Raw genomic sequence first — 24754 nt, 5'->3', positions numbered from 1 at the left:
CCGTTGAACCAGCGGTTCGCCTTGCCCGACGTCGGTGAAGGACTCACCGAGGCCGAGATCGTGATGTGGAAGGTCAAACCCGGTGACACCGTCGCCGTGAACGACGTCCTCCTCGAGATCGAGACCGCGAAGTCCCTCGTCGAACTGCCGAGCCCCTACGCCGGGGTGGTGGCGGAACTGCTGGTCGCCGAGGGTGACACCGTCGAGGTGGGTCGGGACATCGTCGTGGTCGACGACGGGACGGCGTCCGCGACGGCAGCGCCCGCGACGCCCGCCCCCGAGGCGACCGCTCCGGCGGCGGCCGGGGCGCAGGACAGCGGATCGGGGGCGACCCTCGTCGGCTACGGCACCCGGGAGACCGTGGGCCGGCGCCGCCGCGGCGCCGTCCCGAGTGTGGAAGCGCTTGCCCCGCAGGCGGTCCCGGCAGTTCCGGTGGCCCCAGTGACCCGCGACGTCGTCCCGCACGTCCTCGCGAAACCCCCGGTCCGCAAGCTGGCCCGCGACCTCGGCGTGCTGCTGGCCGACGCGACCCCGACGGGCCCCGGCGGCACGGTGACCCGGGCCGACGTCCTGGCGCTCGTCCCCACCGCACCCCCCGAACCCGAGCGACGGGTCGAGCAGCACGCCCGGGAACGGCACGTCCCGATCCGCGGCGTGCGCAAGGCGACCGCGGCCGCCATGGTGGAGAGCGCGTTCTCCGCCCCGCACGTCACGGTGTTCACGACCGTCGACGCGACCCGGACGATGAAGCTCGTCCAGCGGTTGAAGCTCGACCCCGAGTACGCCGGGATCAAGGTCTCGCCGCTGCTGCTCGTCGCGAAGGCCCTGATCGTCGCCGTGCAGCGCAACCCCGACATCAACTCGACCTGGGACGAGAAGAACCAGGTCATCGTGGTGAAGAACTACGTCAACCTCGGGATCGCCGTCGCGACGCCGCGGGGGTTGCTCGTCCCCAACATCAAGGACGCGGACGAACTGTCGCTCAAGGACCTCGCCGTGCGCCTCAACGGCCTCGCGGGGACGGCGCGGGAGGGCAAGGCCTCGCCGAAGGACCTCGCCGAGGGGACGATCACGATCAGCAACGTCGGGACGTTCGGCATCGACACCGGCACGCCGATCCTCAACCCGGGGGAGGCCGCCATCCTGGCGGTCGGCAAGATCCAGCAGCGGCCGTGGGTGCACAAGGGGAAGGTCAAACCCCGCTACCTCGCGACGCTCGGCCTCTCCTTCGACCACCGGATGCTCGATGGCGAGAGCGGTTCGCGGGCGCTCGCGGACATCGCCGCCATCCTCGAGGACCCGGCGCGGGCGCTCACCTGGAGTTGATCCGGCACCCCATCCGATGATCACTCCGAGTGAGGTCTTCTCACCGGGGTGTTCGGAGGTCTACCTTCGTCGCTCAGGGGAGCCTGTGAGGTTCCCGTGACCGAGGAGAAGTGCAATGGTGCAACGCCTCCGTTCTGCAGCAGTGTTCCTCGTGGCCGCCACCGCCTCGGTGGTCCTGGCCACCCCCGTCCACGCCGCGCCGGCCCCCGCGCCGGTGACGGTCGTCGCGACCGGTTTCGACGACCCGACGGGCCTGTCGAACTGGGCGGGGAAGTTCTACGTCTCCGAGAGCTCGACCGGTGAGATCAGCGGTTTCGCTCCCGGGACGCGTCCCTACACCCGGCTGAACAAGATCCCCGGACCGTCGGGGGTCGACCGGAAGTTCGACACGTTCTACTTCGTCACCGGCGAGGCGGGCACCCCCGGCGCGTCGACGCTGTACTCGACGGTCACCGGGAAGCCCCGGCACAGGATCGCCGACCTCGCGGCCTACGAACTGGCCAACAACCCCGACGGGCAGCAGCAGTTCGGGCCCGACGGGGCCCCGCTGGACGCCCTGAGCAACCCGTTCGCCGTCCTCGCCGGCCGTGGTTTCGACAACCGCGTCTTCGTCGCCGACGCCGGGGCGAACGCGGTGCTCGTGGCCGCCCCGGACGGGAAGGTGAGCACGTTCTTCGTGCCGCCGGTCGTCACGACGGGTGCCTGCAAGGGACGCCCCAACAACGACCCGCAGCACACCGGCTGCGACCCGGTCCCCACCGGTCTGGCGTGGGGCCCGGACGGGAACCTCTACGTCTCGACCCTCTCGGGAGAGGCACCCGGACAGGGCCGGGTCTACGTGCTCGATCCCTTCGGCGGGAAGGTCCTCGGGACCATCTCCGGGTTCAGCGCCCCGACGGGGGTGGCGGTCGGGGACTCCGGTGCGGTCTACGTCTCCGAACTCCTGGAGGGACTGCCCGCGGGCGACGGGCCGCCGCCGGCCGGTTTCGACCCGAGCACCGTCGGCCGGATCGTCCGCGTCGACCGCGCGGGTGTGCGCACCGCGGCGCAGGTGACGATGCCGCTGTCGCTGAAGGTCGTGGACGGTCAGCTCTACTCCACGGCGTGGAGCACGGCCGGGATCTTCGGGTTCGGCGCGCACCTCGGCCAGGTCGTCCGGGTGGACGGTTCGGCGTTCGTCCGCAGTTGAGGGGCTCCCGGTCAGCGTGCGGTGACGGAGAGCTTCACCGGGCCGCCGCTGACCGGGACGCTGTCCTGGTCGGCGTCCCAGCCGTAGTAGAGGCCGATGAGGTAGGTCGTGCCCTGCTGCAGGGTGACCGGGGTGTCGCAGTCCCACGGGTCGTCGTTGGTGACGAGCCGGGTCCCACCGTCGGGCAGCACCTCGAGGATCCCGGCCTGCTGCGCCCAGCTCCCGTGGGTGTCCGCGTCGGCCCAGCCGGTGGCGGGGGAGACGGAGATCGCCGGGGCCGGGCCCGTGACGGTCGCGCGGTAGCTGTACCAGACGGTGTTCCCCTGGGTCGGGGACCAGTTCGAGAGTTCGCAGTGCTCGTAGTCCTTCAGCGCCGGGCCGTCGGCGTCGGCGGCTGAGGTGTCGGCGGTGGTCGTGAACGGCAGCGCGGAGATGGGGTGCGCGTTCTCCAGCCGGTCGTTCGACGGCGCGGTCGCGGACGGTCCGGCGATCGTGACGTCGAAGTGGGAGCCACCGGCCGGGGCGCTGAAGTAGGCGACGACGTCGACGGGGCGGCTGGCGCGCGCCACCGTCCCGCCGGTGCAGGCGAGGACCGCGCCGCTCCAGTGGTCGATGACCGCGGTGCCCGTGCCGCTACCGGTGACCGTGGCGACGAGGGACCCACCGGCCTTCTTGCCGACGGCGAACCACTGCGGGGCGCTGAGGGCCCGGCCGTCGTTGCAGGCCGCGGCCACCGCGCGGTTCGCCCGGACCGTGCCGTGCCCGCCGGTGCCGGTGCCGTCCGCGCTGCCGCTCCCGCTGAACGGGAGGGTGCGCACGTTCGCCGCCGTCGAGCTCGAGGTGGCGGCCTGCGCCGGCGCCGCGGCGACGACGGCACCGGCGAGGGCGGCCCCGACGACGATTCCCGACCACCGCAGGCGGCCGGCGGCGACGGACGGACGTGCGTTCATGAGATCCCCCTGATTTGACCCTCTGTCACTCCCCAGGAGGAAGTTACGGCTTCAAGGTGATCGCTCGGGTACTTTCCGTGACATTGCTGCCGAAGATCATGGAAAGACGGCCCGGGCGCACCTCAGCGAGCGGACACCGAGACGTCGATCGGTCCGCCCGTGAGGGGGATCGAGTCGCTGTACTCGTCCCAGGTGTAGGCGACGCCGATCAGGTAGGTCTTGCCCTTGGTGAGCCGCACGGGGGTGTCGCAGTCCCAGGGGTCGTCGTTCGTGACGAGCCGGGTGCTGCCGTCGGTGCGCAGTTCGAGGATCCCCGTCCGCAGACCCACCCCGCCGTCGGTGTTGCCCGCGGTCCAGTTCGTCGACGGGGACACGGAGACGACGGGCGCCGGACCGGTCTTCGTCGGGCGGTACCGGTACCAGGCCGTGCCGGCCTTGACGGGGTTGATCGCCGAGAGCAGGCAGTGCTCGTAGTCGACCAGGTCGGGACCGTCCGCGTCGGCGAGGGAGGTGTCCACGCGGGACGTGAACGGCAGCGCCGGGATGGGCTGGGCGTCGATCACCTCGTCGTTGACCGGTGGCGCGGAGGCCGCCGGGACGATGGTCGTGACGAGGTCGAACGGGCTGTAGGGCGAGTAGCTGTAGGGCACGGTGGTGAAGCCCACCACGTCCACGGGACGGCTGGCCCGGGGCAGCGTCTGCCCCGTGCAGGCCAGCACCTCCCCGCTCCAGTGGTCGACGACGGCGGAGCCGGTGGGGAACTGGTCGATGCCGCGCGGGTACCAGACCCCGTCGACCACGACCCGCAGCGAACCGGTCGGCTGCTTCCCGAGGGTGTACCACTGCGGCGCGGAGATCGGGTTCCCGCCGTTGCAGGCCGCGCTCACGGCGGCGTTCGCCCGGACCGTCCCCCGACCGCCGTCCCCGTTGCCGTACTCGTCGCCGTGACCGGTGAAGGGCAGGGACCGCACCGTCTTCAGGGTGGGTCGGGCGCCCGCGTCCAGGGCGTTCGCGGAGGTGGCGAGCGCGGTCGTCGAGCCCGCGACGAGCGCGAGGGTGGCGAGGCCGTAGGCCGTGCGTCGCAGCACGGTGGCGGTGGCGGTGGCCCGTCCTCGGGCGGCGCCCGAGCGTCCGAGCGTCCGTACCGTCCCCGCGAGCACCGCCCGCCCGGAGCGCCGCTTCCGTCCGTGCGTCATCGTTGTGACCATCTGTTCTCCCTGGACGACGCTCAGTAGTATCCAGGGTAGAAACTACGCCGTCCGGGTGGAGCTCGCGCTAGTTCGTTCAGATTCCCCGTGCACCTGCCGACGGGCTCAGAGCGGCTGGATCCCGAAGGCGTCGGCCAGTTCCTGGATGCGCCGGGCGCGGCCGAGGCGCGGGAGGTCGGACCCGTCGCGGACGACCCCGCCGCTCTTCTCGAAGTTCTCGATGAAGTCGCGGGCCCAGGTGGCGTCGGAGACGTTGGGGCTCATGACCTCGTTGATGACGTTGGACTGCTCGGCGTCGAGGCAGAGCTTGCCCATCATCCCCATCGCGACCCCGACCGAGGAGGCCTCGCGCAGCTCGGGGTGGCCGCCGCCCGTGGTCGGGCCGTCGATCGGCCCGGGGAGCTTGCCGATCGCGCTGGCGATGACGAGACGGCTGCGGGGGTAGGCCATCGCGAGGTCCTCGGCGCTGGCGCCGGTGTCGCGGCGGTAGTCCCCGGAGCCGAAGGCGAGGCGGAAGGTCCCCCGGGCGCAGGCGATCTCGCGGGCCTCCTCGATGCCGAGGGCCGATTCGCACAGCGCGACGACGGGAGTCTGACCGCCCAGGGCGTGGTAGGTCGCCTCGACCTGCTCACCGGCCTCGGTCTTGGCCAGCATCACGCCCAGCAGGTTGGGGACACCCTTGAGGGCGTCGACGTCGTCGCGCCAGTGCGGCGTCGTCACGTCGTTGATCCGGACGAAGGCCTCTCCGCCGTCGCTCAGCCAGCGGACGGCGTCGTCCCGGGCGGAGTCCTTGTGGCTCGGGTCGACGGCGTCCTCGAGGTCGAGCACGACCTGGTCGGCCCGGGAGGCGGCGGCCACGTCGAACAGCTCGGTCCGGGTGGCGTTGACGAGCAACCACGTGCGCGCGTAGCGGGGCTCGACGATGTGCACCTTGCGTTCAGCGGTCATGGGCACCGACGGTAGCGCTGACGCGCCGCCCGGTCCGTCCCCACGCCCGTTCGAGTGGCCAGTCTCACGCCCAGGCGGCGAGGAGGTGCGTCGTGAGGGCGTCGAGGTCGGGGCCGCGGCCGGTGGTGAGGACGGAGTAGACGAGCGGACCGACCAGTTCGGCGACGTGGAGGTCGTCGGTGAGGCGGTCCCGTCCCAGGTGCGTGCCGACCCGTTCCAGGCAGGCCCGGGCGCTCGGGGCCAGGATGTCGGCGCGCGCGACGAGGTCGCGGACCCTCGTGTCGTGCTGCGTCTCCCCGAGCAGGACGCGGTAGCAGGCGCCGGCGTGGGAGTGCAGCAGGAACGCCTCCAGCAGCCGCAGGTACCCGTGCACCTCGCGGTGGGCGTCGGGTTGCGGGGCCGTCGCCAGTTCCTCGCGGGCGTCGTCCACGCAGGCCTCGAGGAGGATCTCGGCCGTCGTCGACCACCACCGGTACACCGTCTGGCGCCCGACGCCCGCCCGTTCGGCGATCCCCTTCATCGTCACCCCGGCGTAGCCGACCTCGACGAGGAGGTCGTCGACGGCGCGCAGGACGGCGTGGCGCGCGGACTCGCTGCGGGGGCGGCCGACGGGTCCGGTGGTCATCCCCCGACCATACCGGTACACCGTGTCTCGGAACGGTGGTAGTTTGCCGAGGCACTGACCCACCGTCGAGAGGAGGGCCCGCCGTGTGCGCCGGCTGCGGAAACCCCACCCACGTCCCGGAACCCGTCGCCGCCGGGCCCTCGCCCGTCCGGCGGTTCGCCGCCCTGCGCAACCGGGACTGCGGCCCCTACCTCGTCGGCGGGATGCTGTCGATGATGGCCGACAACGTCGAGCACGTCATCACCTACTGGGTGCTCTGGCAGCAGTTCCACTCCCCGGCGCTGACGGGTTTCCAGGTCATCAGCCACTGGACGCCGTTCCTGCTGCTCTCGGTGTGGTTCGGTGGACTGGCCGACCGCTACGACTGCCGGCGGGTGATCCAGGTCGCCCAGCTGCTGTTCATGGCCGTCTCGATCTCCTGGGGCGTCCTGTTCGTGACCGACCACCTCAGCATTCCCGCCGCCTGCGTCCTGCTGGTGCTGCACGGGACGGCGGGTTCGCTCTGGCGACCGGCGGAGCAGATGATGCTGCAGGACTTCGTCGGGCGCGACGAACTCCCCAGCGCCGTGCGGATGAACTCGACGTTCCAGGGGCTCGGTGTGCTGCTGGGCCCGGTCGCAGGGTCGGCGCTGCTCGTCGGGTTCGGACCCGAGACGGGGATCTTCGTCAACGCCCTGGTCTACCTGCCGCTCACGGTCTTCCTGCTGCGCACGAGGTTCACCGGCCACACCCGTTCGGGGATCGTCGCCCGCGAACGCATCGGTGCGCTCGGTGCCCTGCGCTCGGCCCGGCAGGTGATGCGCGACCCGGAGATCGCCGGCGCGATCGCCGTCGCCGGCCTGACCTCGCTGTTCATCGGCTCCGCGCTGCAGACGGTCATGCCCGAGTTCGCCGAGCAGTTCGGGACGGGAACCGCGGACACCGCCTACGGGGTGCTGCTGTTCGCCAACGGCCTCGGTGGGGTCGTGGGCGGGATCGTCCTGGAGGCCACCGGCTGGGTCCGCCCCAACCTCGCGGCGGCCGTCGTCTCGACGTTCCTGTTCGGTGCTGCCGTCGCGGCGTTCGCGGTCAGCGGGAACCTCCCGCTCGCCGTGGGGGTCCTGGTCGTCGGCGGCCTGGCCAACATCGTGTCGGTCTCGGTGACCCAGACGATCGTCCAGCTCAAGGCCGATCCGGCGGTGCGGGGCCGGACCATCGGCGTCTACTCGATGGCGTCGGGTGGGTTGCGGGTCGGGGGCGGTTTCACCGTCGGACTGCTCGGCGCGGTCGTCGGCGTGCACACCTCGGTGTTCGCCAGCGGGGCGGCGCTCGCCCTCGGGGCGGTGGCCGCCGGTCTCCTGGTGGCGCGGAGCCGGCGGCCGGTGGTCAACGCCGGCTGAGGACGCGGCGGCGGGCGGCGACGAGGTCGGTGACGGCCTGCTCCTGCGAGGTGGTGCGCAGTTCGCCGTCCTCGACGACGACCCGGCCCTCCACGGTCGACAACGCCAACGGCGGGGTCGGGCCGATGACGAGCGCGACGACGGCGTCGTCGAGGTCGGCGTGACCGAGGCCGCGCAGGTCCCAGAGAGCGAGGTCGGCGCGCTTGCCGACCTCGAGGGAACCGATCTCCTCCTGCCGTCCGAGGCAGGTGGCGCCCCCGATCGTGGCGGCGCGCAACGCGTCCCGGGCGCTCATGGTGTCGGGACCGCCGCGCAGGCGGGCGGTGTAGACCATCTGGCGCAACTCGTCGGCGAGGCTGCCCTGCTCGCTGGACGCGGCGCCGTCGACGCCCAGGCCGACGGTCACCCCGGCGGCGAGGAGGTCGCGGGTGCGGGCCATCCCCGCGCCGAGACGGGCGTTGGAACTCGGGCAGTGCGCCACCGAACTCCCCGTCCGGGCCAGCGTCGCGATGTCGGAGTCGGAGAGGTGGACGCAGTGCGCGAGCCAGACGTCCGGCCCGAGCCACCCGAGGTCCTCGAGCACCTCGACCGGGCGGGCGCCGAAGGTGCGGGCGCAGAACTCCTCCTCGTCGTCGGTCTCGGCGAGGTGCGTGTGCCGGCGGATGCCGAGTTCCGCCGCCTGCGCGGCCGTCTGCCGCAGCAGGTCCGGGGTGACCGAGAACGGCGAGCACGGAGCCGCCCCGATGCGGACCATCGATCCCGCCGAGGTGTCGTGGTGGCGCGCCACCGCGTCGGCCGTCGCGGTCAGCACGGTGTCGATCGTCTCGACGACGGAGTCGGGCGGCAGACCGCCGGCGGAGTTCCCCAGGTCCATCGACCCGCGGGTGGGGGAGAAGCGCAGCCCCACCGTGCGGGCGGCCTCGATGCTCGCGGCGAGCTGGTCGCCGCCGTCGTGGGGGTGCAGGTAGTGGTGGTCCATCGACGTGGTGCAGCCGGTGAGGGCCAACCGCGCGAGGCCGGCACGCGCTGCGGCCTCGACGTCGGTCGCGTCCAGGCGCGCCCAGATCGGGTAGAGCGTCGTGAGCCAGTCGAAGAGCCCGCTGTCGACGGCGAAACCCCGTGTCGCCCACTGGTAGAGGTGGTGGTGGGTGTTGACGAAGCCCGGGGTCACGAGGTGGCCCCGGGCGTCCACGACGCGGTCGGCGGTCGTCCCGACCGGAGGCTCACCCGCACCGACCTCGGCGATCACCCCGTCGCGGACGAGGACGTACCCCTGGGGGTGTTCGGTCCCGGCGGCGTCCACCGTCACGACGGCGGCCCCGGTGATGAGCAGGCTCGGCATGGTGCCGATCCTGCCCCACCGGGGCTGTGTCGTCTCAGCCCACCGGGGCTGCGGCGTGGACGGAGGTCAGCGGCGACGCGGCGCCCGGTTCTCCGAACCGATCAGCCAGGCCTGCTTCTCCAGGCCGAGGATGAAACCGTGCAGCAGGTCGGCGGTCGAGGGGTCCTCGGCGTCGATCGGGTCGTGCACGCGGCGGATGGTGTCGATGGTGCGTCGCGTCATCGCGACGATGGCCTCGACGGCGGCGGAGGTGGAGATCTCGTCGGCGCCGAAGTCGCCGATGCTGGTGGTGCTCGCGACGGTGCCCGGGCGGGCGTCGGGGATGCCGCCGACGGCGCGCATGCGCTCGGCTGCGTCGTCCGCGTAGGTGCGGGCGGCGTCGATCAGCTCGTCGAGCTGCAGGTGCAGGTCGCGGAAGTTCGCGCCGACGATGTTCCAGTGGGCCTGCTTGCCCTGCAGGTGCAGTGCCGTGAGGTCGACGAGGACCTCCTGCAGGCCGCTGTTCAGACGCGAGCTGGCGTTGAAGCCCGCGACCTTCTCCTGGGTGAGGCCGGCGGTCTTGACGTCGTCGAGGGTGGTCACGGTGTCCTCCTGGGTTTCGGTGGGGTCAGCGGGTCGGGCGGGTCAGCGTGGTGGGAGCGCAGTTCACGCACAACCCCCACCAGGTGATGTCGGCGTGCTCGACGACCGGGAAGTCCGGGGTCGACGCCGGGGTCAGGCAGGCGGCTCGCCCCGTCGCGCAGGCGACGTCGGAGACGGCACCGCACTCGCGGCAGACGATGTGGTGGTGGTTGTCGTCCACCTCCGTCTCGTAGCGCGGGGCGGATCCGACGGGCTGGATGCTGCGGAGGACTCCCGTGCGGGTCAGGTCCTCCAGCACGTTGTGGAGGCTCTGGCGGGACATGCCGGCTCCCGCCTCCCCGAGCAGTTCCGCGACACCCGCGGCGGTCTGGTGCGGGTGGTCCTCCAGGACCTGCAGGACGGCGCGACGGGGTGCGGTGCTGCGCAGTCCTGCGGTGCGCAGCAGCTCCTCGGTCGCGGTGTCGTCCAGCGGGCTCACGACGACGAACCTACCTCTTCTTTTGCTTTTGTCAAAATAAGGTGAGCCTACGCATGGCAAGGGAAGGCTGTCTTCCGTGACGACGGGGAACGCAGGACGGCCCCGGAACGCGGGTGCGTTCCGGGGCCGTCCTGCGTCGGGTCGGCGTGTCAGGTCAGCGCGTCAGCTCTGCGCACCCAGCTGTTCGCGCGCCGGCTCGGCTGCCTCCTCGGGGGCACCCGCGTGGCGACCCCGGGGAGCCGAGGCCTCCTCGCCGAGGGCGGCCTCGATCGAGGACTCGTCGAGTCCGAGTTCGCGGAGGTTCTCCACGGCGGTGTCGAACGCGGCCTCGCGGCGTCCCGCCTCGAGAGCGAGTTCCTCCATGGCGAGCTGCGCGGCCTTCGCCTGCTGCACACCGCTGCGGATGCGTTCGGCCAGTTCTCCCGGTGCCATCCCGTCCACGGCAGCGACCGTACCGGCGGAGGAGGGAGAGCCGCCAGTGGACGGCGCCTTCCCCTGCGCGGTGAGGGCCATCGCCTCGGTGGGGGCGCCGGCTGCCTCGACGGGGGCCGCGGCGGCACCCTCCGGGCCGGGGCCGGCCGGAGCCGCACCGGGTGCGCCCCGCAGCGGGAGCGCCGGCAGGAAGAGCACGGTGATGAAGCCGAGCAGCATGACGCACGCCGCGACGAGGTAGATGAGGCTCGTCGAGTCGGTGAAACCGACCTTGAACGGGTGGGTCACCGCGTCGGGCAGCGTCGAGAGGATCGACGTGTTGTCCGTCGCCTTGGCCAGCGTCGCCTGCAGTCCGGGCTGGTCGAGCTTCGCCTGCGCGAGCCCGGCCTGGAAGGCCGGCGTCGGGCCGGCCTTGGCGTACTCGTCGGCGATGTGGCCGCCGAGCGAGGAGAACAGGATCGACAGGAACACCGCGGTACCGAGGGTCCCGCCCATCTGGCGGAAGAACGTCACGGAACTCGTGGCGACACCGATCTCCGTGCGGGCGGCGGCGTTCTGCACGGCCAGGATGATCGGCTGCATGTTGCCGCCGAGGCCCCAGCCCATGAGCAGCATGCAGATCATGGTCTGCCAGATCGGGGTGTCCGCGTTGACGCGGGAGAACCCGAACAGCGCGATGACCATGAGGCCCGTGCCGATGACCGGCAGGAACTTGTACTTCCCGGTCCGGGCGATGACCTTCCCGGAGATCATGCTGGCCGACATGATGCCCAGGACGATCGGCAGCATCTGCAGACCGCCCTCCGTCGGCGTGGAGCCCTTGACGACCTGCAGGTACTGCGGCAGGACGGCGAAACCACCGAACATGCCCATGCCGAGGATCAGGCTGCTGAGGCTGCCCACGAAGAACGTGCGACCGCGGAACATGCGCAGCGGGAGCAGCGCCTCCTCGCCGTAGGCGCGTTCGGCGAGGATGAAACCGATGAGACCGACGAGGCCGACGGCGTAGCAGGCGATGGAACCGGCGCTGAACCAGCCCCAGGTGCGGCCCTGCTCGGCCACGAGCAGCAGCGGCACGAGGCACATGATCAGGGTGAGCGCACCCGGCCAGTCGATGCGGTGCTTGGTGGAACGCTTGGGCAGCTTGAGGTTCTTCAGGACCACGGTCAGGGCCAGGGCGCCCAGCGGTACGTTGATCCAGAAGATCCAGCGCCATCCGGTGAGGCCGAGGATCGTCGACTGACCGGAGAGGAAACCGCCGGCGATGGGGCCCAGCACGCTCGAGGTGCCGAAGACCATCATGAAGTAGGCCTGGTAGCGCGCACGCTCACGGGCCGGGACGATGTCGGCGATGATCGTCAGCGCCAGCGACATCAGACCGCCGGCGCCGAGACCCTGCAGGGCGCGGAACCCGGCGAGCTCGTACATCGAGGTCGAGATGCCGCAGAGCGCGGAACCCACGACGAAGATGACGATGGCGGCGATGAAGAACGGCCGCCGTCCGTACATGTCCGACAACTTGCCGTAGAGCGGCGTGGAGATCGTCGACGTGATGAGGAACGCCGTCGTGGCCCAGGCCTGCAGCGAGAACCCGTCGAGATCGTCGGCGATGGTGCGGATCGCGGTCGAGACGATCGTCTGGTCGAGCGCACCGAGGAACATGCCCAGCAGCAACCCGTAGAGGATCGCCAGGATCTGCCGGTGCGTCAGCACGGGCATCTCCGGAGCCGAGGGGGAGTGCGCCGGTGACGAACCGGCGGTCGTGTTGCTCATGCGTTCTCCTGGGCGGCGGGGGTGGAGGTGGGGCGGAGGCATTCGGGGTGGGCCCCTTCGAGGCCGTCCACGAACCGGGCGAGCAGGCTGGTGAACACCGTGAGCTCGTGGGCGTCGAAACCGTCGACGGCCGCCGCGAGCTGTTCGTGGCGGCGCTGCTTCATGGTCACGACGACGTCGTGGCCGGCGTCGGTGACCGCGAGCAGGCTGGCGCGACGGTCGTCGGGGTCGGGGAGCTTGCGGAGCAGGTCGCGCTTGACCAGCTCGCCGGTCTGGCGGCTCGTCGTGGACGGGTCCGTGCCGAGGCGTTCGGCGAGGGCGCTGACCCGCAGGGGTCCGGCGTCGGCGAGCACGAAGAGGACGACGTGCATGGCACGTTCCACCTCCGACTGCCCGCGCGCCATCCGGGCCTTGAGGGAGTGCAGGGCACGCACCTGGCGGCTGACCTCGTCGGAGAGCGCGGCGAGCTGCTGCTCGTGCGTGGGCACCGGCGTCGCGGGGGTCGGCTGCGCCGCGGTGCGGGGAGGCTCGGTGGTCGTGGTCACCGCCGTGCGCTCCGGGTGGGAGAGGTCATGCGTGGACTCCAGGGAGGTGGGCTGACGTTGCCGGTGCGTCCCGCCGCTCACCGGGTGTAACGGTGAGTGCGGGCGGGACGAAGTACCACCCGGGAGATGACCGCCCAGACGGTGTCTGTGAGGTCATCGGACGCGGTGGTCGGATCCTTGACTGCTACATGCAACTACAAACAAGTTACCAGCCGCAAGCACGTATCGGGGGGTACAGCGTGGTGATGGATCAACAGGCCCGGTCCGGGTCCTCGCGCGGGCTCCCGCACGCACCGACGCGACGGACTACGCCGTTCGAGCGACGCTGCGCTACGGTGCTTTGTAACCCTACGTATCGGGAGAGTCACGGAGTGTCGTTCACGGACTGGTCGCACGAGACGACGCTGGCGCCCGTCCCGATGTCCTCGCGCGCGGCCCGGCACTTCGTCGCCGACTGGTGCATCGCCGAGGGGATCTTCGGGGACGTCGTCGACACGCTGCTGCTGCTGACCGCGGAACTCGTCACCAACGCCGTCCTGCACGGCCGCAGCGAGGTCGTCCTGCGCGTCGGGCACGCCGGGTCGCACGTCCGCGTCGGCGTCGGCGACGAGAACACCCGTCTCCCGCAGCGCCGCGACGTCGACCCCGAAGCCCTCAACGGCCGCGGCATGGCCCTGGTCGAAGCGCTCTCCGACGCCCACGGCGTCGACGTCGAGAGCTACGGCAAGACCGTCTGGTTCGACGTCGCGACCGCTGTCGCCCCCGTCCGCGCCAGCGCCTGACCCTCCGGGCCCTCCTGGCGAGCCACCCGTCGGCCGGTGTGACCGAGGACGCCCCGGACGGGGCGGCGATCCCCAGGGTGACGACCTACCCTGGCCACGTGGCCGCACCTACCCGCCCGGCCCGCAGCGCAACCCCGATCACCGGCGCCCTGCTGACCTCGGCAGCCGTCCTCCTCGCCGCGCTCGCGGTCCTGCTCACCGCCCTCGCCCTCGGCGGCGGACTCGCCGTCCCCGCCCTCGGTGACCCGGGAGCCCTCGTCCGCTACGGGCTGCCGATCGCGCGCACCGTCCACGACCTGTCCGCGGCGCTCGCCGTCGGCGGGTTCGCGGTGGCGACGTTCCTGCTCCCCCAACCCAGCGACGCCTTCACCCGCGCCGTGCGGATCGGCGGGGTCGCCGCCGGGGTGTGGGCCGTGGCCGCGCTCCTCGTCCTGGTCCTCACGGCCATGGACATCATCGGCGCGGCCCCCGGGGGCTCGGACTTCGGCGCGCAGTTCGCGCAGTTCGCCCAGTCGATCGACCTCGGACGCGCCCTGCTGGTCACGACCGTCCTCGCCGCCGTCGCCGCGACGATCGGAGCCGCCGCGACCGGGCCCACCGGCGCCGCCTGGGGGACGGCGGTGAGCGTGATCGCGCTCCTCCCGCTCTCCCTGTCCGGGCACGCGTCGGGGTCGTCCTCGCACGAGACCGCCGTCAGCTCACTGGCCATGCACCTCATCGGCGTGACCCTCTGGGTGGGGGGACTGGGGGCCGTGCTCCTCGTCGCACCCCTGACCGGTCGTTCCGCCGGGCCCGCGAAGGGGCGCCGTGCCGTCGACCTGACCACCCTCGCCACCCGGTACTCCACCGTCGCCCTGTGGTGCTTCGCGGCCGTCGCCCTGTCCGGGGTCCTCAACGCCTCCGTCCGCCTCGGCGGCTGGTCCGGACTGGACTCGGCCTACGGCGCGCTCGTCGTCGGCAAGGTCGTCGCCCTCGTCGGGCTCGGCGCGTTCGGGGTCTGGCACCGCCGCCGCACGATCCCGCTGCTCGCCGAGCGGCCCCGGGCCTTCCTCCGCATCGCCGCCGGCGAACTCGTCCTGATGGGCGCCGCGACGGGCCTCGGCGTCGCGCTGAGCCGCAGCCCCACCCCCGTCCCGGACAGCGACCCCAGCTCCTCGGCGGCCGCGACGCTGCTCGGTGAACCGGTCCCGCCGGCGTTCACCATCGTGCGCTGGTTCACCCGGACCAGCCCGGACCTGCTGTGGCTGACCATCGGCAGCCTGCTGCTGGTCGGCTACCTCGTCGGGGTCCGACGGCTGCGCCGGCGCGGCGACGGCTGGCCCGTGGGCCGGACGATCTGGTGGGTCATCGGCTGCCTCGCGCTGCTCTTCGTCACCAACGGGGGCCCGGCCGCCTACGGCCGGATCAGCTTCAGCACGCACATGATGCAGCACATGCTGCTGACGATGGCGGTGCCGCCGATGCTCGTCCTCGGAGCCCCCGTCACGCTCGCGATGCGGGTGCTGCCCGCCCGTCGCGACCACTCCCGCGGCGCACGCGAGTGGCTGCTCGTGGTCGTCCACTCGCGCTACTTCGCGATCCTGGGGCACCCGCTGGTGGCGGCCGTGCTCTTCGCCGGGTCGATCATCGTCTTCTACTTCTCGCCGCTCTTCGAGCTCGCGCTGCGCACCCACGTCGGGCACGAGCTGATGATGGTGCACTTCCTGAGCACGGGGTACCTCTTCGCCTCCGTGCTCATCGGCGTCGACCCCGGCCCGCAGCGGCCCGCGTACCCGCTGCGGCTCATCCTGCTGCTGGCGACCATGGCCTTCCACGCCTTCTTCGGCGTCTCGCTGATGGTGGGCACGACGCTGCTCGCACCGGAATGGTTCGCCCACATCACCCCGACCGCGAACCTGCTCGCCAAGCAGCAGGAGGGCGGCGACATCGCCTGGGGCATCGGCGAGTTCCCGACCCTGCTGCTGGTGCTCGGGGTGGCCATCGGCTGGTCCCGCTCGGACACCCGCGAGAACCGCCGCAGCGACCGCAAGGCCGCCCGAGACGGTGACGCCGAGCTCAACGACTACAACGCGATGCTGCAGCGCCTCGCCGACCGGAAGGAACCGCACTCCTGAGGGACCCCGCCGTGACGGGAGTCACGACGGGTGCCCGATGATGGAACCTCGACGTCGTCGCCAGGAAAGGACCAGCGCAGCCATGGCTGAGCCCATCGACAGTCCCGCGCGTCGTGAGCCGATCGACTTCACCGTCGAGGCGCTCGGACCGCGCACCGTCGACTCCCCGCTCGCCCCCCGCCTCCAGGCCCGGCGCACGACGCACCACTACATCGAGGAGACCGACCGCGTCCTCTTCGACGACACCCTCTCCAAGGTGTCCCGTCGCGACGGGGACCTCGAGGACCTGCCCAGCCTCGAACCCACCGGGCCGCGGAAGAAGATCTTCTTCGACCCCTCCAAGACCCGCGTCGGGATCGTCACCTGCGGTGGGCTCTGCCCGGGCATCAACAACGTCATCCGCGGCCTGGTCTCCGAACTCACCACCCACTACGGCGTCCGCCGGATCCACGGGTTCAAGAACGGCTACCAGGGCTTCATCCCCCGCTACGGCCACGACGTCGTCGACCTGACGCCCGAGTCGGTGGGCAACATCGACGGCGAGGGCGGCACGATCCTCGGGACCTCCCGCGGCCAGCAGGACGCCGTCGAGGTCGTCGACTGCCTCGAGCGCATGGGCATCTCGATCCTCTTCGTCATCGGCGGCGACGGCACCATGCGCGGCGCCCAGAAGATCTCCGCCGAGATCAAGGAACGCGACCTCAAGATCGCGATCGTCGGCATCCCGAAGACGATCGACAACGACATCCCCTTCATCGACCAGAGCTTCGGCTTCCAGTCGGCCTTCAGCGAGGCCACCCGGTCGATCCGCTCGGCGAAGGTCGAGGCGCGGACGGCGCCCAACGGCGTCAGCATCGTCAAGCTCATGGGGCGCCACTCGGGCTTCATCGCCTGCTACGCCGCCCTCGCCCAGAACGACGCCGACTTCGTGCTGATCCCCGAGGTGCCGTTCAGCCTCGAGGGCCCCGGCGGGTTCCTCGAGAAGCTCCGCGAGAAGGTCGCGACCCAGGGCCACGCCCTCGTCGTCGCCGCGGAGGGTGCCGGGCAGGAGCTCTTCGACGACGACGGCCTCAAGGACGCGTCGGGCAACAAGAAGCTCCAGGACGTCGGCCGACTGCTGCGCCAGGCCATCACCGACGACTTCGCCAAGCACGACCTCGAGCTCAACATGCGCTACATCGACCCGAGCTACGTCATCCGCAGCGTCCCCGCGAACCCCTACGACAGCGTCTACTGCATCCGCCTCGCGCACGCCGCGGTCCACGCCGCGATGGCCGGCCGGACGAACATGGTGGTCGGCCGCTGGCGCCGGCGTTTCGTGCACATCCCGATCGCCCTCGCCGTCTCGGCCCGCAACCAGGTCGACCCGCACGGCGACCTGTGGTGGTCGGTGCTGGAGGCGACGGGTCAGCCGTGGTCCTTCGGTGAGTTCGCCGCCGAGCACGTCAGCGCCTTCGGCGGCCAGTGACCGCACCCCGGTCCCGGGCGGGGTCGGGGTGTCCTACTTCGCCTCCGACCACCGCCTGACGATCGAGACGTCGGCGACGAAGCGCACCCCGCTGCCCGCCGACCAGCGGGCGGCGGTCTGGTCCAGGGCGGCGGTCAGGAGCTCCGCGGCCTGCTGGGCCTCGGCCTCCGGGACGTGCAGCAGCAGTTCGTCGTGCAGGCACAGCACGATCCCTCCCCCGGTGCCGGACAACCCGGCCCGGACCGTCGCCGCCCACGCCTTGAACAGTTCCGCGGCGGCACCCTGGACGACGGCGTTGCGGGCGAACCGCCCCCGGGCGGCGATCGCGGCCCCCGCGTCGCCGCCGTCGGCGATCTCGTACATCCGCACCCGCCGCCCGCCGTAGGTCCTGACGTCCTGCCCCTGGCGGCCGGCCTCCTCCGCCGCGCGCAGGTAACCCAGCGCGCTCGGGTAGGCGCGGTCCATCCGCTTCAGGGCCTCGCCCGCGGCCCCGGAGGTCTGCCCGTACATCGCGGCCAGGACGGCGACCTTGGCCGTGGGGCGGTCCACGGCGAGCGCGGTGGCGACGGGGGCGTAGAGGTCGTCGGCCTGCGTCGCGGCGACGAAGCCCGGGTCGTGCGAGACGGCCGCGAGGACCCGGGGTTCCACCTGCCCGAGGTCCGCCCGGACGAGGACGTGTCCCCGCTCGGCCGCGACGGCGGGGCGGAGTTCCGCCGGCAGGTTGTGCAGACCGGCCTGTGCCGTCATCCGCCCGGCCGCCGCGTCGGCCGAGGACCACTCGCCCCGCAACCGGCCGTCCGGGCCGACGTGCTCGTCCAGCCAGCGGTAGCCGTACGTCGTCGCCAGCCGCTCGCCCTTGCGCCAGGACAGGAGGGCCGCGATCCCCGGGTGCGCGTCACGCAGCCGTTCCAGGCGCCAGGCCCGGGTGTCGCTCACGTCGAAGCCCAGACCGCGCAGCCCCGACAGCACCTGGGCGGGGTTGCGCAGGTCGATCTCCCCGAGGTGTTCGCGGACCGGTGCGTCGCGCAGGGCGCGCAACCGCTGCTCGTCACCCGGGGAGGAGGGACGTGGACCCACGGCGTCCGCGACGATCGCCTCGGCGGTGCTCCGGTCCAGCGGCAACCCGGTCCGCGACAGTTCCACGGCCAGCACGGCCGACGCCGACTCCGCGAACCCCGTCTGGACCGCCAGGGGTGGCCCACCGGGGGTGACCCGCCCGTCGGGCAGGGTGGCGAGGACCCGGGACTGCGCTGACGCGACGGCCAGCGCCAGCTCGGCCCAGCGCGCGGCCCGTTCCAGCCGCAGCGGCAGGTCGACGTCGAAGGCCGACCCCTCGGCCCAGGTGGGCGACACCTGGCCGTCCTCGCGGACGGGTTCGTCGTCGGCTCCCGCCCCGTCGAGGTCGAGGAGACCGGTGCCGTGGGCGGCGAGGGGCCGCCGCGAGGGTGGTGGGGGAGCGGGACGGTCGTGCGCGCCCGCCCAGACGGCGCCCGCGTCCTCGCGCGAGCCGCCGAACGCCAGCCGGTGCACCGCGGCGAGGTCGTGGCACCGGGCCAGGTGCACGGGAGCGACCCGGCCCAGCGCGGCGGACGCCGACCACCAGGTCCAGCGGGGTGCGAACTCCGCCTCCAGCACGCGCAGCAGGTCGGCGGGCTCGGTGGTGGCCACGGCCCAGCGGTGGCCGCCCGCGGCCAGCCCGAGACCGCCGGGCACGACGACGAGTCCCAGCTCCGGCACCCGGCCCAGAGCGCGAAGGTCAGTCGTCACGTCCACCCGGACAGTCTGTCCGTCCCCTCCGACACCGCCGGAGGGGGCGGGGGTCAGGGTTTCGGCGCCGCCAGCTCCAGCGCGATCCCGTCGGGGTCGCGGAACTCCAGCAGGAACATCGACCCGATGTCCTTCACCTCACCGTGCGGCGCGCCGAGGGAGTCGAGCACCTCGACCGCCGCGTCGAGGTCGGCCCGGGAGGCCACCGACAGCGACAGGTGGTCCAGTCCGACCCGGTCCGGGGAGAACCCATCGGTCCCGGGGGCGACGGGACGCAACCCGAAGAGCCCGCTCGGGGAGCTGTAGATGATCCCGCCGAAGAGGAACCAGAGCTGCTCGCGGGTCGCCTCGTCGGCGTCCGCGGGCATCTCCACCGCGACGTCCCAGCCGAAGAGGGTGTCGTAGAAGTGCCGCGACGCGGCGAGGTCGCGGACGGTGAGGCGGAGGTGGCTGATGCCGGTGGTGGTGATGGTCACGCGCGAACTGTCGCACCGTCGGAGCCGCCCGGCAGTTCGGACCGGCGGGGGAGTAGGACTGTCGTCGTGCCCCGTGCCACCGATCCCGTCACCGGTCCTGCCGCCGGACCCTTCGCCGACCTCGACGCCTTCCTCGCCCTGCCCCGCCTCAGCGGGCTGACCCTCTCCCCGGACGGCTCGCGGCTGGTGACGACGGTCGCCACGCTCGACCGCGAACGCACCCGGTGGCGCGGGGCGCTCTGGGAGGTCGATCCCACGGGAGGGCGACCGGCCCACCGGTTGACCCGCGGTTCCGCCGCGGAGGGGTCACCGGCGTTCGTCGCCGACGGCACGTTGCTGTTCACCTCCGCACGCCCGGATCCGGACGCCGAGTCGAAGGACGACGCCCCGGCGGCGTTGTGGGCCCTGCCGGTCAGCGGAGAGGCCCGGGCCGTCGGGTCGCGCCCGGGAGGCGTCGCGACCCCGCTCACCGCCCGCCGGGGGGACCGCGTGGTGGTCACGTCGTCGACGCTGCCGGGGTCCGACGACGCGACCGAGGGTCCGACGTCGGACGCCGCCCGGCGCACGGCCCGCAAGGACGCCGGCGTCAACGCCATCCTGCACGCGGGCTACCCCGTGCGGTACTGGGACAGCGACCTCGGACCGGACGAACCGCGCTACCTCGTGGCCGACGTCCCGTCTGAACCCTCTGCGGGAGAACGGGATTCGTGCCGTTGGCAGGACCTCACGCCGACGCCGGGACGCCGCTACGACGAGGCCTCGGCCGCGCTGACCCCCGACGGCCGGGAACTCCTCACCACCGAGACGGTGTTCAGCGGGCACGGGGCGCAGCACGTCCGCGTCGTGGCGATCGCCACCGACGACGGTTCCGTCCGCGTCGTCGCCGAGGACCCCGAACGGGAGTTCGGTGCGCTGTCGGTGTCCCCGGACGGTCGCTGGGTCGCCGCGGTCGCGGAGTCCGTCTCGACGCCGACGCTGCCGCCCCGCCTGCGGCTGGTCGTCGTGCCCGTCGACGGTTCGGCCCCGGCCCGTGACGTCGTCGCCGACTGGGACGTGTGGGGTGCCGCGCCGCAGTGGGGGCCGGGCTCCGACGAACTCTTCCTCGCCGTGGACGACCACGGCGCCGCACCGGTGTTCCGGGTGGCGCTCGCCGACGGGTCCAGGACCCGGCTGAGCGGTGACGCGGGCGCCTACGGGTCGTTGCAGGTCTCCCCCGACGGCGCGCACGTCTTCGCGGTGCGCTCCGCCGTCGACGCCCCGCCCGCGGTCGTGCGCCTCGACGCGCGGGTGGCCGGTCAGGAACCGGTCGTCCTCCGCGGGCCGACCACGGTGCCCGACCTGCCCGGATCGCTCACCGAGGTCACCGCGACCGCGCTCGACGGCAGCCCGCTGCGGGCGTGGCTCGCGCTCCCGGCCGGGGCCAGCGACGCCGCACCGGCGCCGTTGCTGCTGTGGATCCACGGCGGTCCGCTCGGGTCGTGGAACGCGTGGTCGTGGCGGTGGAACCCGTGGCTGGCCGTCGCCCGCGGGTACGCGGTCCTGCTGCCCGACCCCGGGTTGTCGACGGGCTACGGCGCGGAGTTCCTGGCCCGCGGGTGGGGAGCCTGGGGTGATCAGCCCTACACCGACCTGATGGCGGTGACGGACGCGGCGCTGGAGCGTCCCGACCTCGACGCCGCCCGGACGGCCGCGATGGGCGGGTCCTTCGGCGGCTACATGGCGAACTGGATCGCCGGTCACACCGACCGGTTCCGCGCGATCGTCACCCACGCCAGCCTGTTCGCGCTCGACCAGTTCGGGCCGACCACGGACGCGGCCTGGTACTGGTCGCGGGAGATGACGCAGCAGATGCAGGCGGCCAACGACCCCGCCGCGCACGCCGCGAAGATCGTGACGCCGATGCTCGTCATCCACGGGGACAAGGACTACCGCGTCCCCATCGGCGAGGGGCTGCGGTTGTGGTGGACGCTGAACCAGCAGGGGAGCGGCGACCCGGCCGAGCTGCCGCACCGGTTCCTCTACTTCCCCGACGAGAACCACTGGGTGCTCACCCCGGGCCACACGGCGCTCTGGTACGAGACGGTGTTCGCGTTCCTCGCGACCCACGTGCACGGGGTGCCGTTCCGGACGCCGGAGCTGTTGCGCTGAGGTCTCCTCGAACCGCCCACCTCCCCATCCGTGATCTTGCTGGGTTTCCCAGCAAGATCACGGGTGGGGTTCCCGGATGCGGGGCCGGGGCGCGCGACCTACCGTTCCGGGGCCAGCTCTCGTGAACTCCCCGCAGGAGGACCAGTGCCCGTCTCCGCCAGTGGAACCATCGACCTCGGCGGCAAGACCGTCCACCGACTCGGCTACGGCGCCATGCGCATCACCGGCCCCGGTGTCTGGGGTCCGCCGAAGGACCACGACGAAGCCGTCCGTGTCCTGCGCCGGGCCGTCGAACTCGGCGTCACCTTCATCGACACCGCCGACTCCTACGGCCCCTACTACTCCGAGGACCTCATCAAGGAGGCCCTCCACGACGGTTCGGGGTACGGCGACGTCGTCATCGCCACCAAGGGCGGTCTGACCCGTTCCGGCCCCGACGTCTGGCCGCCGCTCGGTCGCCCCGAGTACCTGCGCCAGTGCCTCCTCATGTCGCTGCGCCGCCTCGGCGTCGAGCGGATCGACCTGTGGCAGTTGCACCGCATCGACGCGAAGGTGCCGGCGGAGGAGCAGTTCGGCGAGATCAAGTCCTTCGTCGACGAGGGCCTCGCGCTGCAGGTCGGGTTGTCCGAGGTCGGCGTGGACGAGGTGAAGGCCGCGCAGGCCGCCGGGTTGTCGATCGCCTCGGTCCAGAACCGCTACAACCTGGGCGACCGTCGTGCCGAGGACCTGCTCGAGTTCTGCGAGGAGCAGGGGATCGCCTTCATCCCGTGGGCCCCGGTCGACGCCGGGACCCTCGCCCGACCGGGTGGGCCGCTCGACGAAATCGCGAAGCAGCACCGCGAGGCGTCCACCTCGCAGCTCGCGCTCGCCTGGCTGCTGCGGCGCTCGCCCGTCATCGTCCCGATCCCCGGGACCTCGACCGTCGCCCACCTCGAGGAGAACCTCGCCGCGGCCGACGTCGAACTCACCGACGAGGAGTTCGAGACCCTCGCCACCGCCGGCCGCTGACCCCCGACCGTGATCCCGCTGGGTTCCCCCAGCGGGATCACGGGTGGTCAGACGTCGAGGAGGCCCGCGTCGTGGGCGACGATCGCGACCTGCACCCGGTTGTGGGCCTCGAGCTTCGTCAGCAGGCGCGACACGTGGGTCTTCACGGTCGCCTCGCTCATGAACAGTTCCTTGCCGACCTCGGCGTTCGACATCCCCTGACCGACGCAGGCGAGGACCTCGCGTTCGCGTTCGGTCAGCAGGGTCAGCCGTTCGGTCGCCTCGCGGCGACGGGGGTTCACGGCGTCCGCGGCGTAGTGCCCGACGAGGCGACGGGTCACGGTGGGGGAGAGCATCGCCTCGCCGGCGGCGACGATCCGCACCGCGGCGACGAGTTCGCGCGGCGGGGTGTCCTTCAGCAGGAAACCCGTCGCCCCGGCCTGCAGGGCCTGGAACACGTACTCGTCGAGGTCGAACGTCGTGAGCATCACGACGCTCGGGGCCTGCGGGCGTTCGGTGATGGCCTTCGCCGCGGTCAGCCCGTCCATCACGGGCATCCGCACGTCCATCAGCACGACGTCCGGGCGGTGCGCCGCGACCCCCTCGACGGCCTGGGCCCCGTTCTCGGCCTCGCCGACGACCTCGATGTCGGTGGCGCTGGACAGGATCATCCGCAGCCCCGCCCGCACCAGGGCGTCGTCGTCGACCAGCAGCACCCGGGTGGGCCTGCCGTCCTGCTGCGACCCGTCGGGTCCGCTCACCGGGTTCTCCTCGTCGTTCTGCTCTGCTCGGTCACGTCGTTCACGGTTCCTCGGCCCGACCGGTCCCGGCCGGGGTCCGGACGATCCTCGCATCCGGCGGCGTCCAGGCCGCGGATCCCGGCCGACGGGGACGGCCGTCCGCGGCGGCCCACGGCAACCGGGCCCGCACCGCGAAACCGCCCCCGGGCTCCGGACCGGAGGTGATCGTCCCGTCCGCCAGCCCCACCCGCTCCGAGAGCCCGACGAGACCGGAACCGGCCCCGGGCAGGCCCGTCGCCTGGCCGCTGGGCCGCGCGTTGACCACCGACACCAGCATCTCGCGGCCGACCTCACCGGAGATCGTCACCACGGTCTGCGCCGACGGCGCGTGCTTGTGGACGTTCGTCAGCCCCTCCTGCACGACCCGGTACACGGTGCGCCCGAGTTCGGCCGGGACGTCGGCGTGCACGGGGACGTCGGTGCGGAACTCCGCCGCCACCCCCGCCTCGCGGGTCGACTCGACGAGCCGGCGGACGTCGACCAGCGTCGGTTGCGGGGTGAGTTCGGCGGCGGACGTCGCGGCCGACGACGTCCCGGGAGCCCGCAGGACACCCAAGACCCGGCGCAGGTCCTCCAGGGCCGAGCGCGCCGTCTCGCGGATCGTCGCGGCCGTCGACTCGACCTGGTCCGGCCCGACGTCGGGACGCACCTCCAACCCGCCCGCGTGCAGCGCCACCAGCGAGATCCGGTGCGCCAGGACGTCGTGCATCTCCCGCGCGATCCGGGTGCGTTCGGCCAACCGGGCCTGCTCGGCCCGCAGCACCTGTTCGTGCTCGGCCCGTTCGGCACGTTCGCGCAGCGACCGGACGAGATCACGACGGGCACCCACGAACGCCCCGACGAACGTGCCCAGGGACACCCCGATGAGCGACCAGGTGATCGCGAGCGTCCACCCGTCGGCGGAGGTCCGCAGGCTCGAGGAGGTCACCGCCACCCCGGCCACGACCGCCGCCAGCACGAGCAACCGGTCCCGGCGCCGGACCGCCAGGGTCAGGAGCGCGAGGAAGAGCGCACCGTCGAAGGCGAACAGGAACGCCACGGCGAAGGTCACGATGCACAGCAGGACCGGGTGGCTGCGCCGCCACCACAGCGCCAGGCACGTCGCCACGACGACGACGGCCATGCCCACCTGGACCGGGGTGACCGAGCCCCACGGGATCCCGTGCGAGACGAACGCGGGCGGGCCGCCGGCCTGGCTGCGCTCCGGGCCGACGACGACGGCGTGGAACCAGGCGAACGCGAAGAACAACGACATGAGGATGGCCAGCACGTCCCGCACCCGCGGCGCGAAGCGCCAGCGGGTGACCCACGGGTCGACGGGAGTGACGAGGGCGCTCACCGGGTCAGCCTAGGGACGTGGCCCGGTGTCCGACGTCCGTCGATCGTCCCTCGTCGTCTCCCGCCTCCGTCGCTCGCCAGCGCACCGCGGCGAACC

21 protein-coding genes are annotated in these 24754 nt (G+C 72.4%); 8 read left to right on the top strand and 13 right to left on the bottom strand.

Going from position 1 to position 24754, the window contains the following annotated elements:
• Positions 1 to 3: 3 nt before the first annotated feature.
• Together AC0I8G_RS04475 and AC0I8G_RS04470 are read left to right on the top strand one after the other, a co-directional pair.
• Positions 4 to 1326: a dihydrolipoamide acetyltransferase family protein gene (locus AC0I8G_RS04475; protein WP_471728845.1), complete on the top strand. Its 1323-nt coding sequence runs from the start codon at positions 4 to 6 to the stop codon at positions 1324 to 1326.
• A gap of 115 nt (positions 1327 to 1441) precedes the next feature.
• Positions 1442 to 2515, top strand: a complete 1074-nt coding sequence (locus AC0I8G_RS04470) for a ScyD/ScyE family protein (protein WP_471728844.1) — start codon at positions 1442 to 1444, stop codon at positions 2513 to 2515.
• Positions 2516 to 2526: 11 nt separating this feature from the next.
• Here AC0I8G_RS04470 and AC0I8G_RS04465 read toward each other — a convergent pair whose 3' ends face one another.
• The 4 genes from AC0I8G_RS04465 to AC0I8G_RS04450 form a co-directional block, all read right to left on the bottom strand.
• Positions 2527 to 3465, bottom strand: coding sequence for a hypothetical protein (locus AC0I8G_RS04465; protein ID WP_471728843.1), 939 nt, complete (start codon positions 3463 to 3465; stop codon positions 2527 to 2529).
• Between the two features lie 122 nt (positions 3466 to 3587).
• Positions 3588 to 4661 (bottom strand): hypothetical protein, encoded by a 1074-nt coding sequence (locus tag AC0I8G_RS04460; protein ID WP_471728842.1) that lies wholly within the window; start codon positions 4659 to 4661, stop codon positions 3588 to 3590.
• Between the two features lie 117 nt (positions 4662 to 4778).
• Positions 4779 to 5621, bottom strand: coding sequence for an HpcH/HpaI aldolase/citrate lyase family protein (locus AC0I8G_RS04455; protein ID WP_380261690.1), 843 nt, complete (start codon positions 5619 to 5621; stop codon positions 4779 to 4781).
• A gap of 64 nt (positions 5622 to 5685) precedes the next feature.
• Positions 5686 to 6246: a TetR/AcrR family transcriptional regulator gene (locus AC0I8G_RS04450; protein WP_471728841.1), complete on the bottom strand. Its 561-nt coding sequence runs from the start codon at positions 6244 to 6246 to the stop codon at positions 5686 to 5688.
• A gap of 83 nt (positions 6247 to 6329) precedes the next feature.
• On the opposite strand from AC0I8G_RS04450, the gene AC0I8G_RS04445 reads away from it, so the two are divergent.
• A complete protein-coding gene (locus AC0I8G_RS04445; RefSeq protein WP_471728840.1) occupies positions 6330 to 7625 on the top strand; it encodes an MFS transporter in 1296 nt (431 codons plus the stop codon).
• On the opposite strand, the gene AC0I8G_RS04440 is transcribed toward AC0I8G_RS04445, so the two are convergent.
• The 5 genes from AC0I8G_RS04440 to AC0I8G_RS04420 form a co-directional block, all read right to left on the bottom strand.
• Entirely contained in the window at positions 7612 to 8967 is a 1356-nt protein-coding gene (locus tag AC0I8G_RS04440; RefSeq protein WP_471728839.1) for an 8-oxoguanine deaminase, read from the bottom strand. The two genes, AC0I8G_RS04445 and AC0I8G_RS04440, sit on opposite strands and share 14 nt — an antisense overlap.
• A 66-nt stretch (positions 8968 to 9033) precedes the next feature.
• The gene (locus AC0I8G_RS04435; protein WP_471728838.1) at positions 9034 to 9549 is read right to left on the bottom strand and encodes a Dps family protein; all 516 of its coding nucleotides are present in this window, start codon (positions 9547 to 9549) and stop codon (positions 9034 to 9036) included.
• Positions 9550 to 9574: 25 nt separating this feature from the next.
• Positions 9575 to 10027 (bottom strand): Fur family transcriptional regulator, encoded by a 453-nt coding sequence (locus AC0I8G_RS04430; RefSeq protein WP_471728837.1) that lies wholly within the window; start codon positions 10025 to 10027, stop codon positions 9575 to 9577.
• A gap of 162 nt (positions 10028 to 10189) precedes the next feature.
• Positions 10190 to 12232, bottom strand: a complete 2043-nt coding sequence (locus tag AC0I8G_RS04425) for an MDR family MFS transporter (RefSeq protein WP_471728836.1) — start codon at positions 12230 to 12232, stop codon at positions 10190 to 10192.
• Positions 12229 to 12777: a MarR family winged helix-turn-helix transcriptional regulator gene (locus tag AC0I8G_RS04420; RefSeq protein ID WP_471728835.1), complete on the bottom strand. Its 549-nt coding sequence runs from the start codon at positions 12775 to 12777 to the stop codon at positions 12229 to 12231. The genes AC0I8G_RS04425 and AC0I8G_RS04420 overlap by 4 nt, the downstream gene beginning before the upstream one ends.
• A gap of 371 nt (positions 12778 to 13148) precedes the next feature.
• Here AC0I8G_RS04420 and AC0I8G_RS04415 point away from each other — a divergent pair, with 371 nt between their 5' ends.
• From AC0I8G_RS04415 to AC0I8G_RS04405, 3 genes are all read left to right on the top strand, one after another.
• Entirely contained in the window at positions 13149 to 13559 is a 411-nt protein-coding gene (locus AC0I8G_RS04415) for an ATP-binding protein (protein ID WP_380261676.1), read from the top strand.
• A gap of 98 nt (positions 13560 to 13657) precedes the next feature.
• On the top strand, positions 13658 to 15673 hold the full coding sequence (locus tag AC0I8G_RS04410) for a bifunctional copper resistance protein CopD/cytochrome c oxidase assembly protein (protein ID WP_471728834.1): 2016 nt from the start codon (positions 13658 to 13660) through the stop codon (positions 15671 to 15673).
• A gap of 82 nt (positions 15674 to 15755) precedes the next feature.
• Complete coding sequence (locus AC0I8G_RS04405; RefSeq protein WP_328293348.1) at positions 15756 to 17141, top strand: ATP-dependent 6-phosphofructokinase; 1386 nt, start codon at positions 15756 to 15758, stop codon at positions 17139 to 17141.
• Positions 17142 to 17174: 33 nt separating this feature from the next.
• Here AC0I8G_RS04405 and AC0I8G_RS04400 read toward each other — a convergent pair whose 3' ends face one another.
• A complete protein-coding gene (locus AC0I8G_RS04400) occupies positions 17175 to 18914 on the bottom strand; it encodes a DNA polymerase (RefSeq protein ID WP_471728833.1) in 1740 nt (579 codons plus the stop codon).
• A 47-nt stretch (positions 18915 to 18961) separates the two neighbouring features.
• Positions 18962 to 19384 (bottom strand): VOC family protein, encoded by a 423-nt coding sequence (locus AC0I8G_RS04395; protein ID WP_471728832.1) that lies wholly within the window; start codon positions 19382 to 19384, stop codon positions 18962 to 18964.
• A 66-nt stretch (positions 19385 to 19450) separates the two neighbouring features.
• Between AC0I8G_RS04395 and AC0I8G_RS04390 the strand changes: the two genes are divergently transcribed.
• Both AC0I8G_RS04390 and AC0I8G_RS04385 read left to right on the top strand, forming a co-directional pair.
• Positions 19451 to 21532 (top strand): S9 family peptidase, encoded by a 2082-nt coding sequence (locus AC0I8G_RS04390; RefSeq protein WP_471728831.1) that lies wholly within the window; start codon positions 19451 to 19453, stop codon positions 21530 to 21532.
• Positions 21533 to 21676: 144 nt separating this feature from the next.
• Positions 21677 to 22540 carry an aldo/keto reductase gene (locus AC0I8G_RS04385; RefSeq protein WP_328293340.1) on the top strand — a complete coding sequence of 288 codons (864 nt, stop codon included), beginning with the start codon at positions 21677 to 21679 and terminating at the stop codon, positions 22538 to 22540.
• Between the two features lie 47 nt (positions 22541 to 22587).
• Here the strand turns inward: AC0I8G_RS04385 and AC0I8G_RS04380 are convergent, their stop codons facing one another.
• Together AC0I8G_RS04380 and AC0I8G_RS04375 are read right to left on the bottom strand one after the other, a co-directional pair.
• Positions 22588 to 23280 (bottom strand): response regulator transcription factor, encoded by a 693-nt coding sequence (locus AC0I8G_RS04380; protein WP_328293339.1) that lies wholly within the window; start codon positions 23278 to 23280, stop codon positions 22588 to 22590.
• Between the two features lie 40 nt (positions 23281 to 23320).
• The gene (locus AC0I8G_RS04375) at positions 23321 to 24658 is read right to left on the bottom strand and encodes a sensor histidine kinase (RefSeq protein WP_471728830.1); all 1338 of its coding nucleotides are present in this window, start codon (positions 24656 to 24658) and stop codon (positions 23321 to 23323) included.
• Positions 24659 to 24754: the final 96 nt, after the last annotated feature.

Source organism: Kineococcus sp. AC630 (assembly GCF_979255925.1).
Note: the sequence above shows the minus strand (reverse complement) of the source record. Positions and strands in the feature narration are given on the sequence as shown.